8 protein-coding genes are annotated in these 12914 nt (G+C 71.3%); 5 read left to right on the top strand and 3 right to left on the bottom strand.

Annotated features, from left to right (window positions below; translation table 11 throughout):
• Positions 1 to 2 precede the first annotated feature (2 nt).
• On the top strand, positions 3 to 2621 hold the full coding sequence (locus SCK26_RS12145; protein ID WP_318201315.1) for a glycosyltransferase family 1 protein: 2619 nt from the start codon (positions 3 to 5) through the stop codon (positions 2619 to 2621).
• A gap of 123 nt (positions 2622 to 2744) precedes the next feature.
• On the opposite strand, the gene SCK26_RS12140 is transcribed toward SCK26_RS12145, so the two are convergent.
• From SCK26_RS12140 to SCK26_RS12130, 3 genes are all read right to left on the bottom strand, one after another.
• A complete protein-coding gene (locus tag SCK26_RS12140) occupies positions 2745 to 3266 on the bottom strand; it encodes a DUF1990 domain-containing protein (protein ID WP_318201314.1) in 522 nt (173 codons plus the stop codon).
• 75 nt (positions 3267 to 3341) lie between these two features.
• The gene (locus SCK26_RS12135) at positions 3342 to 4994 is read right to left on the bottom strand and encodes a M4 family metallopeptidase (protein ID WP_318201313.1); all 1653 of its coding nucleotides are present in this window, start codon (positions 4992 to 4994) and stop codon (positions 3342 to 3344) included.
• A gap of 250 nt (positions 4995 to 5244) precedes the next feature.
• On the bottom strand, positions 5245 to 7299 hold the full coding sequence (locus SCK26_RS12130; RefSeq protein WP_318201312.1) for a M4 family metallopeptidase: 2055 nt from the start codon (positions 7297 to 7299) through the stop codon (positions 5245 to 5247).
• Positions 7300 to 7670: 371 nt separating this feature from the next.
• Here SCK26_RS12130 and SCK26_RS12125 point away from each other — a divergent pair, with 371 nt between their 5' ends.
• From SCK26_RS12125 to SCK26_RS12110, 4 genes are all read left to right on the top strand, one after another.
• Entirely contained in the window at positions 7671 to 9605 is a 1935-nt protein-coding gene (locus SCK26_RS12125) for an ABC transporter ATP-binding protein (protein ID WP_318201311.1), read from the top strand.
• A complete protein-coding gene (locus tag SCK26_RS12120; protein ID WP_318201310.1) occupies positions 9602 to 11557 on the top strand; it encodes an ABC transporter ATP-binding protein in 1956 nt (651 codons plus the stop codon). The genes SCK26_RS12125 and SCK26_RS12120 overlap by 4 nt, the downstream gene beginning before the upstream one ends.
• Before the next feature lie 333 nt (positions 11558 to 11890).
• Complete coding sequence (locus SCK26_RS12115; RefSeq protein WP_030791666.1) at positions 11891 to 12076, top strand: hypothetical protein; 186 nt, start codon at positions 11891 to 11893, stop codon at positions 12074 to 12076.
• A gap of 78 nt (positions 12077 to 12154) precedes the next feature.
• Positions 12155 to 12904 (top strand): hypothetical protein, encoded by a 750-nt coding sequence (locus SCK26_RS12110; RefSeq protein WP_318201309.1) that lies wholly within the window; start codon positions 12155 to 12157, stop codon positions 12902 to 12904.
• Positions 12905 to 12914: the final 10 nt, after the last annotated feature.

Below are 12914 nucleotides of genomic sequence, written 5' to 3'. Positions count from 1 at the left end.
ATGTGAAGGCGATCCGTCGGTTCACCGTCCGTCCCGTTCTCCCCGACCCCCTCCGGCCGCTGAGTGACCTGGCGCGCAATCTGCGCTGGTCCTGGCATGCGGAGACGCGCGACCTGTTCCAGTCCGTCGACCCCGAGGCGTGGGCCGCGGCCGGCGGCGACCCGGTACGGCTGCTCGGCCGGGTGCGGCCGGCCCGGCTGGCCGAACTGGCCGGTGACCGGCGGTTCCTGCGCCGGCTGACCGCCGTGGCCGACGACCTCGACGACTATCTGACCGGTGCCCGCTGGTACCAGTCCCGGTCGGACGGCCTGCCCGCCGCCGTCGCCTACTTCTCCCCGGAGTTCGGCATCACGGCCGCGCTCCCGCAGTACTCCGGCGGCCTCGGCATCCTGGCCGGCGACCACCTCAAGGCGGCCAGCGACCTCGGCGTACCCCTCATCGGCGTCGGTCTGCTCTACCGGCACGGCTACTTCCGGCAGACCCTCTCCCGGGACGGCTGGCAGCAGGAGCACTATCCGGTGCTCGACCCCAACGAACTGCCCCTCACCCAGCTGAAGGAGTCCGACTCCACCCCCGCGCAGGTCTCCCTCGCCCTGCCCGGCGGCAAGGCGCTGCGCGCGCGGATCTGGCTGGCCCGGGTCGGCCGGGTGCCGCTGCTGCTGCTCGACTCGGACGTGGAGGAGAACGACCTCGGCGAACGCGGGGTGACCGACCGGCTCTACGGCGGCGGCAGCGAACACCGGCTGCTCCAGGAGATGCTGCTCGGCATAGGAGGGGTGCGGGCGGTGCGGACGTACTGCCGGCTCACCGGGCACCCGGTGCCCGAGGTGTTCCACACCAACGAGGGACACGCCGGGTTCCTCGGCCTGGAGCGGATCGCCGAACTCTGCGCGGAAGGGCTGGATTTCGACGCGGCCCTGGAGGCGGTGCGGGCCGGCACGGTGTTCACCACGCACACCCCGGTCCCGGCCGGCATCGACCGCTTCGACCGGGAACTGATCGGCCGGCACTTCGGCCCGGACGCCGAACTGCCCGGCATCGACGTGCGGCGCGTGCTGGAGCTGGGCCGGGAGAGCTATCCGGGCGGCGAGCAGAACCTCTTCAACATGGCGGTGATGGGGCTGCGTCTGGCCCAGCGGGCCAACGGGGTCTCGCTGCTGCACGGCCAGGTGAGCCGGGAGATGTTCGCCGGACTGTGGCCGGGATTCGACGCGGAGGAGGTGCCGATCACCTCGGTGACCAACGGGGTGCACGCGCCGACCTGGGTGGCGCCGGAGGTGCTGCGGCTGGCCGCCCGGCAGGTCGGCGCCCAGCGGGCCGAGGACGCGCTGAGCGTCGGCGGCTCCGAGCGCTGGGACTCGGTCGCGGACATCCCGGACCAGGAGATCTGGGAGCTGCGCCGCACCCTGCGCGAGCGGCTGGTGCTGGAGGTACGGGAGCGGCTGCGCGCGTCCTGGCGGCAACGCGGCGCCGGGGACGCCGAGTTGGGCTGGATCGACGGCGTCCTGGACCCGGACGTCCTGACGATGGGGTTCGCGCGCCGCGTCCCGTCGTACAAACGCCTGACGCTGATGCTCCGCGACCGCGACCGCCTCACGGAGCTGCTCCTGCATCCCGACCGCCCGGTCCAGATCGTGGTCGCGGGCAAGGCGCACCCGGCGGACGACGGCGGCAAGCGCCTGGTGCAGGAACTGGTCCGCTTCGCCGACGACCCACGGGTCCGCCACCGCGTCGTCTTCCTCCCCGACTACGGCATGGCGATGGCGCAGAAGCTCTACCCCGGCTGTGACGTCTGGCTGAACAACCCGCTGCGCCCGCTGGAGGCCTGCGGCACCAGCGGCATGAAGGCGGCCCTGAACGGCTGCCTGAACCTCTCGGTGCTGGACGGCTGGTGGGACGAGTGGTTCCGGCCGGACTTCGGCTGGGCCATCCCGACGGCGGACGGCGCCGGCACGGACCCCGACCACCGCGACGACATCGAGGCGGCGGCCCTGTACGACCTGCTGGAACAGCGGATCGCGCCGCGCTTCTACGAGCGCGGCCGGGCCGGGCTGCCCGACCGCTGGATCCAGATGGTCCGCCAGACCCTCTCCCTCCTCGGCCCGAAGGTGCTGGCGGGCCGCATGGTCCGCGAGTACGTCGACCGCCTGTACGCCCCCGCGGCCCGCGCGCACCGCGCACTGACCCCGGACACCGCCCGGGACCTGGCCGGATGGAAGGCCCGGGTGCGGGCGGCCTGGCCGGGAGTGAGCGTGGACCACGTCGAGACGACGGCGACCACGCCGACGGCGGAACTGGGGGCGACGGTGGGCCTGCGGGTCCGGGTGGCCCTCGGCGAGCTGAGCCCGGACGACGTGGAGGTGCAGGCGGTGTCCGGCCGGGTGGACGAGCAGGACCGCATCACCGACGCCACGGTCGTCCCGCTGAAACCGGCCGGCGCCTCGGACCTGGAGGGCCGCCTGCTCTACGAGGGCCCGCTCTCCCTGGACCGCACCGGCCCCTACGGCTACACGATCCGCATCCTCCCCGTCCACCCCCTGCTCGCCTCGCCCGCGGAGACGGGCCTGATGACACTGCCGTCACAGGAGGTGGTGGAAGGAGCGGGGATGGTGCTGCGGTGAGGTGCGCGGGGTTCGACGACCGCCATGGACTCCGCAACCGGTGGCGCGGGGCCCCAAGGGCGTCCCGCTCCGCGTGACAGCCGTCTGGGCCATCCGTCGCCGCGCTGCCCCGCGCTGATCAGGTCATGACTCCGCCACGTCTGCGCACAGTCGCTTCAGCACCGTTCCGCAGCGGCGTGCGTAGGCGTGTTGGAGGCCTCTCGTCGCGGGGCCGCCCGCCTTCGCGTACCACTTGGCCGGCCTGCTGAAGGCGGAGACGGTGAGCCAGACCGTGCCGTCGCCGGTGCGCTCGACCACGAAGGCCTCCTCGCCGCACTCGGGGTGGCCTTGGAGGGTGCCGTAGGCCCAGCCGGCGCGGCGGGGTTCCTCTGCGGTCCAGATGATGCGGCAGGGTGCCTTGACGACGCCGGCCAGGGTGACCGTGACGTCGACGCCGGGGGCCGCGCGGTCGGCGGTGGCGTCGATGCCGACGCCCAGCGCGCGGTGCATCTCCCAGCTCAGGACCGCCTCGGCGGCCCGCCGGAACACCGCGTGGCCCTCGCCGAGGCGGGTGCGCACGAGCATCGGATGGAAGCCGGGCGGGCAGGACGACAGGTCGTCGCGGGTCGCACCGACCGGCTCGTAGGTGAAGGGCACCGAGGACATGGGTCACAAGGGTAGGGGCGGCACCCGGGACCTGCTGCTCCCGGGTGCCGCCCCTCGTGCCGGTGCCGGCGGGTACTAGCTGACGTTGACGGCGGTCCAGGCCGCCGCGACCGCCTTGTACTCGGTGCTGGTGGAGCCGTACAGCGCGGACGCCGCGTTCAGGGTCGCCGTGCGGGCGGCCTTGTAGTTGGTCGTCGACGTCATGTACGTGGTCAGCGCCTTGTACCAGATCTGCAGCGCCTTGGCGCGGCCGATGCCGGTGACCGCGGCGCCGTTGTACGTCGGCGAGTTGTAGGTCACGCCGTTGATCGTCTTCGAGCCGCTGCCCTCGGACAGCAGGTAGAAGAAGTGGTTCGCGACACCGGACGAGTAGTGGACGTCCTTGTTGCCGACCGTGGAGGACCAGTAGTCCGCCGAGCCGCCGTCCTTGCTGGGCTTGTCCATGTAGCGCAGCGGGGTGCCGTCGCCGTTGATGTCGATCTTCTCGCCGATGAGGTAGTCACCGGGGTCGGACGCGTTGTTGGCGAAGAACTCCACGCCCGTGCCGAAGATGTCGCTGGTGGCCTCGTTCAGGCCGCCGGACTCACCGGAGTAGTTGAGGCCCGCGGTGTTCGAGGTGACGCCGTGGCTCATCTCGTGGCCGGCCACGTCCAGCGAGGTCAGCGGGTCGGCGTTGCCGGAGCCGTCGCCGTAGGTCATGCAGAAGCAGCTGTCGTCCCAGAACGCGTTGACGTACGCGTTGCCGTAGTGCACGCGGGAGTAGGCGCCGACACCGTTGTTCTTGATGCCGTTGCGGCCGAACGTGCTCTTGTAGAAGTCCCACGTCACGCCCGCGCCGTAGGCGGCGTCGGCGGCCGCCGTCTGGTCGGACGAGGAGGTGGAGGCGGTGCCGGTGCCGAAGACGTTGGTCGAGCTGGCCACCAGGGTGCCCGTGCCGGACGTCTTGCGGGCCAGGTTGTAGGTCTTGTGGTTGCCCCGGGCGCTGTCGGTGAGCTGGTACGTCGAGCCCGACTGCACGGAGTTGAGAGTGACCGTGCCCGAGTACAGCGTCTTGCCGGTCGCGTTCTCGATGCCCTGGTACTCGTAGAGCTTCTTGCCGGTGGCCGCGTCGGTGATGACGTGCAGCTGGTTCGGGGTGCCGTCGTCCTGGAGACCGCCGACGACCGTCTCGTAGGCGAGGACGGGCTTGCCGGAGCCGGCCCAGATGACCTTGCGGGCGCCGTCCGCGGCGGTCTTGGCGGAGCCGAGCGCCTTGGCGGCGGAGACCGCCTGCTTCTCGGCCTTGGCGGCGGTGATCTGCGGCTTGAGCGAGGCCGGCTTGAGCGACGCGGAGGTCGCCTTGGTGACGCCCTCGGTCTTGCCGGACTCGGACGTGTGGACGATCAGGTCGCCACCGAGCACCGGCAGGCCCGCGTAGGTGCGCTCGTAGCGGGTGTGCAGGGTGCCGTCGGCGTCCTTGACGACGTCCTTGGCGACCAGCTTCTCCTGGGTGCCGAGGCCGATCCGGTGCGCGGTCTCGGCGGCGCCGGACTGGGCCTTCTGTATCAGGGAGGCGCGGGCCGCGGTGGACAGCGCGGCCGGCGCGGCGGCCAGGGGCTTGGCGGCGGCACCGGTCGGGGTCTGCGCGCTGGCACTGGTGGTCAGACCAGTGGAGAGCAGAGCTCCGGCGGCGACAGCGGTGGCGATGGCCAGAGTGGTGCGCTTGTGACGCGCGTAGAGGGGGCTCACGCAAGCTCCTTCGTGGGGGAGTCCGGACAGCGTGGGGTTACTGGCCGGAGTGTGTGGCGGTGTGAAGTTGCTGTGCTGCTGCGGCGGGTGGAGAGAGAGTGACATCAAGGGCGCGTACATGTCAGGACCCTGAAGTGATGTTGGCCGAAAATCGACCATCCGGCAAACATTTCGGGAAGATTAACCGGCGCCGCCCGAGGGAGTCCGACCCCCGGGCAACGCCGTCAACTCGGGTCTAGCGCCCTGCTGTTTACGGGAAGGTCAGCTTCCAGCCGTTGATCGTTCCCGTGTCGTAGGTGGCTTGATCCTGTACCCGCAGCGTCCAGGTTCCGTTGGCCGATTCCGCCGAGGCGTTGACCGTGTAGGTCTCGTTGACGCCGTCCCCGGAGTCGGAGGAGCTGTAGTTCTTCAGCCGGTAGGCGGTGCCCGACGGGCCGACGAGGTCGATCACCAGGTCGCCTCGCCAGGTGTGCGAGATGTCCACGGCCACCTGGAGGGCGCTCGGCGCGTTCCCGGTGCGCCCGGAGACGGTGATGGCCGAGGTGACGGCCGGTCCGTTGTCCGGGATGGAGACCGGCGTGGTGCTCTCGTACGACGTGCCGCCGCCGCCCCCGCCGCCGGAGCGGGCACCGACCCCGACGCCCGCCCAGGCGTCCTGCACCGCCTTGTACTCGGCGCTGGTGGTGCCGTACAGCTCGCCGGCCGCCGCGAGGGTGCCGGTGCGGGCGCTCGCGTAGTTGGTGGTGGACGTCCACTTGGTGGTCAGCGCCCGGTACCAGATCTGCAGCGCCTTGTCCCGGCCGATGCCGGTGACCGGAAGGCCGTCCGCGGTGGGCGAGTTGTAGCTGACGCCGCCCACGACCTTGGCGCCGCTGCCCTCGCTCAGCAGGTAGAAGAAGTGGTTGGCCGGGCCGGACGAGTAGTGCACGTCCACGCCGCCGATGCCCGAGTACCAGTTGTCCTTGGACGCACCGTCCTTGCTGGGCTTGTCCATGTAGCGCAGCGGGGTGCCGTTGCCGTTGATGTCGATCTTCTCGCCGACCAGGTAGTCACCGGGGTCGGCGGAGTTGTTCGCGTAGAACTCCACGCCCGCGGCCATGATGTCGCTGGTCGCCTCGTTCAGGCCGCCGGACTCCCCGCTGTAGTTGAGGTTCGCGGTGGCCGAGGTGACGCCGTGGCTCATCTCGTGACCGGCGACGTCGATCGAGGTCAGCGGCTTGGCGTTGCCGGAGCCGTCGCCGTAGGTCATGCAGAAGCAGCTGTCGTCCCAGAACGCGTTGACGTACGCGTTGCCGTAGTGGACGCGGGAGTAGGCGCCGGCGCCGTTGTTCTTGATGCCGTTGCGGCCGAAGGCGCTCTTGTAGAAGTCCCAGGTGAGCGCCGCGCCGTAGTGGGCGTCCGCGCCCGCGGTGGCCGCGTTGGAGGAGGTCCCGTTGCCCCAGGTGTCGGAGGACTGCGAGAACAGCGTGCCGGTGCCCGAGGTGCCGCGGTTGAGGTTGTAGGTCTTGTGGCCCCCGCGCGCTCCGTCGGTGAGCGTGTACGCCGAGCCCGACTGCGTCGTGGTCAGCGTGACCTGGCCGCTGTACTGGGTGTTGCCGACACCGTTCTTGACGCCCTGGTACTCGAACAGCTTCTTGCCGGTGGCCGCGTCGGTGACGACGTGCAGCCGGCTCGGGGTGCCGTCCTCCTGGAGCCCGCCGACGACCGTCTCGTAGGCCAGCACGGGCTTGCCGGTCGCCGCCCAGATCACCTTGCGGACGCTGTCCGCGGCCGGCCGGCTCCCGCCGAGCGCCTTCGCCCGCCGTACCGCCTGCTGCTCGGCGGCCGTCCTCGTCACCGCCGGGGTGAGACCGGCGACCTTCAGCGTGGCGTTGGTGGCCCGTACCACCTCCATGGTCTTGCCGGCGGAGGTGGTGGTCACGACCAGGTCGCCGCCGAGCACCGGCAGGCCCGCGTACGTCCGCTCGTACCGGGTGTGCAGGGTGCCGTCGGCGTCCTTCACGACGTCCTTGACGACCAGCTTCTCCTGCTCGCCGAGGCCGAGTTGCCGCGCGGTGGCGGACCGGCCGGCGTCGGCGTGACGGATCAGCTCGGCGCGCTGCGAGGGGGTCAGCTTCAGCGCCGTGTGCGCCGGGTTCGCCCTGCCGGCCGCCGGGGTCGCCGGCGCGGCGGTGGCGGCGCCGGCCTGGACGGCGGCGGCGATCAGGGCGGCGACACCGGCGAGGGCGACGGTGGCGGTGCGGCGGTGCGCCGTGGGGTGCTGGGCTCTGTGGGAGGTGCGTCCGCGAGAGGAATTGCTTCTCAACACTGACTCCTTCTGCGGGACCGCGGGTCGCGCGGCCGGGGAGACCGGACGATGGGTTCGGGCGTCCGGGCAGAACAGGGCGGTACGCGGAACCAGGTGCGGGTGCTCGCCGGCCCACGCGGGCGTGCGGTGAGCTGTGGGGTCGCTGTGAGTCGGCCTGGGAAGAGTGGCAGGAGATCTCACCGCCTGTCAGGAGCGCGTCGGAAACTTGGCCGGAAATGGTCCGTTGACCGGGAGTTCATGTTCGGTATGCGAACTGTTGGCGCGGGGTGTACCTGCCGTGCGAGCCCGGTCCGCGGGGCCGGCGGCGCGGTGCGGTCCGGCCAAAAGTCGGTGGGCGTCGCCGAGGGCGGTCCGTACGCTCGCGGTTGATGCCCACGACACCCGCCCCCGCCGAACGCTCCGCCGTCCGCACCCTGTTGCGGCTGTGGCCCTACGTCCGCCCGGTCCGCGCCCGGCTGTTCGCCGCCGCGGCCGTCGCGGTGGTCGCCTCCTGTACCGGCCTGGTGATCCCGCTCGTCCTGAAGTGGCTGGTGGACGGGCCGGTCGCCGACCGCGACCCGGCGGGCATCCGGCTCGGCGCGCTGTACCTGCTGCTGCTCGGCTTCGCCGAAGCGGTCCTGTTCGGCATCCGGCGCTGGCTCGTGGCCCGGCCGCTGTCGCACGTCGAGGCGGAGATGCGGGCGGCGCTGTACCGGCGGCTGCAACGCCTGCCCGTGGCCTTCCACGACCGGTGGGCGTCCGGCCAGCTGCTCTCGCGTGCCACGACCGACCTGATGCTGCTGCGCATGTTCCTCGCCTTTCCGCTGACCTTCCTGCTGGTCAACGGCGTGACGATCCTGGTCGGCCTGGTCGTCATGCTGATGCAGGACTGGATGCTGGGTCTGGTCATCCTCGGTCCCGCCGTCCCCGTGATGTGGACCTGCGCGGTCTTCGAACGGCGGTACGCGCAGGTGGCCCGGCGCGCCCAGGACCAGGTCGGGGACCTGACGACGGTGGTCGAGGAGAGCGTGCTCGGCATCCGCGTCGTCAAGGGCTTCGGCCGCCACCGCAGCCAGGCGCGCGCGTTCCGCGAACTCGCCGGCCGGCTGCGGGGCACGGAACTGCGCAAGGCGCGGCTGCTGGCCACCATCTGGGGGGTCATCGTGACGCTGCCCGAGGTGGCCATCGGGGCGGCACTGGTCCTCGGCGCCGTCCGCGTCGCCGACGGCGAACTTTCCGCGGGCACGCTGGTCGCCTTCCTCAGCACGGCGCTCGCGCTGCGCTGGCCCGTCGACTCCATCGGCTTCCTGCTGGCGATGAGCCAGGAGGCGGCGACGGCGACGGATCGGTACTTCGAGGTGATGGCCGAGGTGCCGGAGGAGGAGCGGGAGCCGGGCGGGGAGAGGGCCGTAGGCGATGCGGAGGACGGGGGCAGGGGCGTGGCCGTGGCGGGAGCCGGTGTCGGGGGTGGGGCCGTAGTGAGGTCCGGGGAGAAGGACGGTGTCCGGGCCGGGGCCGATGGTGGGGAGGGTCGTCCCGGGTCGTACGCCGTCCGGGGCAAGAGGCGTTCCGGGCGCGCGGCCGGGCTGCGTTTCGAGGGGGTCCGGTTCCGGTATCCCGACGCGCCGCCCGGGTCACCGCCCCTTCTGGACCGTATCGACCTGCACATACGTCCCGGCGAGTCCATGGCCCTCGTCGGGGCCACCGGGAGCGGGAAGACCACGCTCACGGCGCTCGTCCCCCGGCTGTACGAGGTCACGGCGGGCCGGATCACGCTGAACGGCGTGGACATCACCGCCATGTCCCGCGAGGAACTGCGCTCCCGGGTCGCCGTGGCCTTCGAGGAACCCACCCTCTTCTCGGCGAGCGTCGGCGAGAACGTGCTGATGGGTGCCCCGGACGCGGCCGGGAAGACCGAACTCGACCGGGCCCTCGCCATCGCCCGCGCCGACTTCGCGCACGCGCTGCCGCAAGGCACGGACACCCGTGTCGGCGAGCAGGGCCTCAGCCTGTCCGGCGGCCAGCGCCAGCGCCTCGCGCTGGCCCGCGCGGTGGTCGCCCGGCCCGAGTTCCTCGTGCTGGACGACCCGCTGTCCGCCCTGGACGTGCACACCGAGGCCGCCGTGGAGGCCGCGCTGCGCCAGGTCCTCGTCGACACCACCGCGCTGATCGTCGCCCACCGCCCGTCCACGGTGCTGCTCGCCGACCGGGTCGCGCTGCTCTCGGGCGGCCGGATCACGGCCGTCGGCACCCACCAGGAACTCCTGCGCGACAACGCCGAGTACGCCCGTCTGATGTCCGGGCAAGAGGAGGACTCCCGTTGACCACCACGAGCCCCTCCGGCCCCGGCGTCACCGACGACGACCCCGCCCGCCCGCAGCCCCCGAACGGCACCGACGGCCGAGACGGCAAGAGCCGCAAGAGCCGCAAGGACCGCAAGGACCGCAAGAGCCGCAAGGATCACAAGGGCGACGGGAGCGACGGAGGCGACTCCTTCGACCGGGACATCCTGCCCGCCCCGCCCGGTGCCACGACCGCCCTGCTGCGCTCGCTGCTCGCGCCGATGCGGTCCCGGGTCGCGCTCACCACGCTCCTGCTGCTGCTCCAGCAGGCGGCGGTGCAGACGGGCCCGCTGCTGGTGGCGTACGCCATCGACACCGCCGTACCGGCCTTCAGGCACGACCGGAACGGCCCGCTGATCGCGGTCGCCGCGGGCTATCTGCTGTGCGCCCTCGCCTCCGGCGCTTTGCAGTTCGCGTTCGTGGCGACCTCCGCGCGGGTCAGCCAGGACGTGCTGCTGGACCTCAGGGGCCGGATCTTCCGGCACGCGCAGGCGCTGAGCGTCGACTTCCACGAGCGGTACACCTCGGGCCGGCTGATCTCCCGGTCCACCACGGACGTGGAGTCGCTGCGCGAACTCCTCGACGAGGGCCTCCACGAGCTGGTCACCGTCCTGCTGTCCTTCGTCTACATCTCGGCCGTGCTGCTCTGGCTGGACCCCGGCCTCGGCGGGGTCGCGGTGGCGTCCTTCGTGCCGCTGTATCTGCTCGTCCGGCTGTACCGGCGGCGCGCGGGACGGGTGTTCGGCGCGCGGTCCACGGCGATCGCGGCGGTGATCGTGAAGTTCGTGGAGACGATGAACGGCATCCGCCCGGTGCGCGCCTTCCGCCGGGAGGCCGCCAACGACGCCGAGTTCGCGGAACTGAACGCCCGCCACGAGCGCAGGAACGGGGACGCGCTGCTGGAGATGGCCCGCTATGTGGTCGGCTCCCGGCTGGTGGCCAACGTGGCGGTCGCGGCGATCGTGCTGTGGGGCGCCCACCGGGTGGCGTCCGGCTCGCTGGAGCTGGGCGTGCTGGCGGCGGCCGTGCTGTATCTGCGCCGGCTGTACGACCCGATCGACCGGCTCGGCATGTTCCTGAACTCCTACCAGTCGGCCGCCGCCTCCCTGGAGAAGATCGCCGGGCTGCTGGCCCAGAGGCCGACCGTGCCCGAGCCGGCCGTCCCGCGCCGCCTCCCGCCGCTCCACGGCGGCATACCCGGCCGCGAGGTGGTCTTCGACGGGGTCCGGTTCGCCTACCGCACCGGCGCCGAGGTGCTGCCCCGCTTCGATCTCACCCTGTCCGCCGGCCAGACGGTCGCGGTCGTCGGCTCCACCGGCGCGGGCAAGTCGACGCTGGCCAAGCTGCTCGCCCGGTTCTACGACCCCTCCGCCGGCCGCGTGCTGCTGGACGGTGTCGACCTGCGCGAGCTGCCGACGGCGGAACTGCGGCGCGGGGTGGTCATGGTGACGCAGGAGGCGTTCTTGTTCTCCGGCACGGTCGCCGACAACATCGCCGTCGGCCGGCCCGACGCCACGCGCGAGGAGATCGAGCGCGCGGCGAAGGCGATCGGCGCGCACGAGTTCATCAGCGCGCTGCCCGACGGCTACGACACCGATGTCCGCAAGCGGGGCGGCCGTATCTCCGCCGGCCAGCGGCAGCTGGTCGCCTTCGCCCGGGCGCTGCTCGCCGACCCGGCGGTGCTGATCCTGGACGAGGCGACCAGCTCGCTGGACGTGCCGGGGGAGCGGGCGGTGCAGCGGGCGATGTCGACGGTGCTGCGGGGCCGCACCGCCGTGGTGATCGCCCACCGGCTGTCCACGGTGGAGATCGCGGACCGGGTCCTGGTGATGGAACACGGCCGCGTCGTCGAGGACGGCCGTCCGGCCGACCTCGTCACCGCCACCGGCCGCTTCGCCGACCTCCACCGGGCCTGGCGGGACAGCCTGGCATGACCGGCCGGCACCTGAGGAAGCGCGCCTTCGGCCGGCAAAGGCCCGCTTCAAATGTATGGACCAAAGCAATCGAAGCGCAGAAGCATTGAGCTTCCCCATGCGCTACAGGAATGGCAAAACGGGCACAGTGGTCATTCGGTCGCCGAGTGGTCCCGCGGAGTGAGATACGTCACATACTTTCTACGTGCACCGATCTTGAAGATCCACTTCTTCCTGTGGTCGCCTAATGCTGTGCTGACGGAGTGCCGATTCCCGGTCACTTGCAGTTAGCCGTCCCAGAGCTGGTCGACCGGCGGAAATGCCGTCGGTCATTTCTGCGAAAGGGAGAGGCTCATGTCCGACAACACCGCTGCGGTTCTGTCCGCCATCGACAGCGACAAGGCCCTGCGCTCGGCTGTCATCCGGCACCTCGCCACGACCCACGCCAACGAATTCGTCAGCCCGCTGCGCGCCGAGTTCCGCGGCAACGACGACATCGCCCTGGCGTCGGTCAACTCCAACAAGGAGTGGCAGGAGTAACACCTGGTCCGGCCGGGTCTCGACAGGGATCCGGCCGGCTGTTCCGTAGGACACCCTCGACCGAACGGCGGTAGGTTCTTGCGCACCCTTTCCCCTGGCGTGACGCAGAAACTCCTGTTGCGCGACGACAGAGAAGCCCGCACAGAGTTGCTGCTCCGCCTGCTGTACTCCAAAAGCTCCGCGGACTTGGTCGCCGACGCACTGAAGGACCCTTCCGGGAAAGTGTGCGAAACGACGCTGTCCGTTCTCATGACCGTGGATTTCCATGCCCTCACGGTGGAGCGAGCGGCCCGTCTGCGTAATTTGAACCGCCATTTGCAACGCACCTGTCCACCTCTGTGGGAGTGCCTCGGCAAGGAGACCATCACTCCGCTCGTCGATGCCTACGCGGATTCCGACGCCTTCTGGCAGAGTGCCGGCCGCACCCTTTTCGAGAACTTCTGTCTGTTCGCCCACGAAGAGGTGGCGGAGCGGTCCCGGCTGCTTGCCGACGTCTTCCATCTGTTCGGCCTCGTGAGCCGCTTCTCCGCTCCCGAGCTGATCGCGCCGCCCGAGGACGTCTGCGCCTGCACCACCGGCATCCCGGGAGAAGGCATGGACCTGACGAAGGCCGCCTTCTCTCCCTGGGACGACGGCGGCCTGGCCCCTCCGGAGGTCCCGGGCGCCCTCCAGGCCGAGTCGTTCCCCTCGGCGTGGCGCCTGGTGGACGACCGCGGGCGGCTGCCGCGCTCCCTGGAACCCGACGCCCTCGGCGAACCCGGTGAGTACCAGATCGTGGTCGCCGCCTTTCCCGGCCGCAAGGTTTCCGCCGCGGCCCTTCCGCTCTGAAGCAGGTGCG

The organism is Streptomyces sp. SCL15-4 (assembly GCF_033366695.1).
Classification (GTDB): Bacteria; Actinomycetota; Actinomycetes; order Streptomycetales; family Streptomycetaceae; genus Streptomyces.
This window is presented reverse-complemented; position numbering and strand designations above follow the sequence as displayed.

Coding starts and splice junctions, on each gene's coding strand:
- SCK26_RS12115 (WP_030791666.1), top strand. CDS start 11,891: ATGTCCGACAACACCGCTGCGGTTCTGTCCGCCATCGACAGCGACAAG.
- SCK26_RS12140 (WP_318201314.1), bottom strand. CDS start 3,266: ATGTCCTCGGTGCCCTTCACCTACGAGCCGGTCGGTGCGACCCGCGAC.
- SCK26_RS12125 (WP_318201311.1), top strand. CDS start 7,671: ATGCCCACGACACCCGCCCCCGCCGAACGCTCCGCCGTCCGCACCCTG.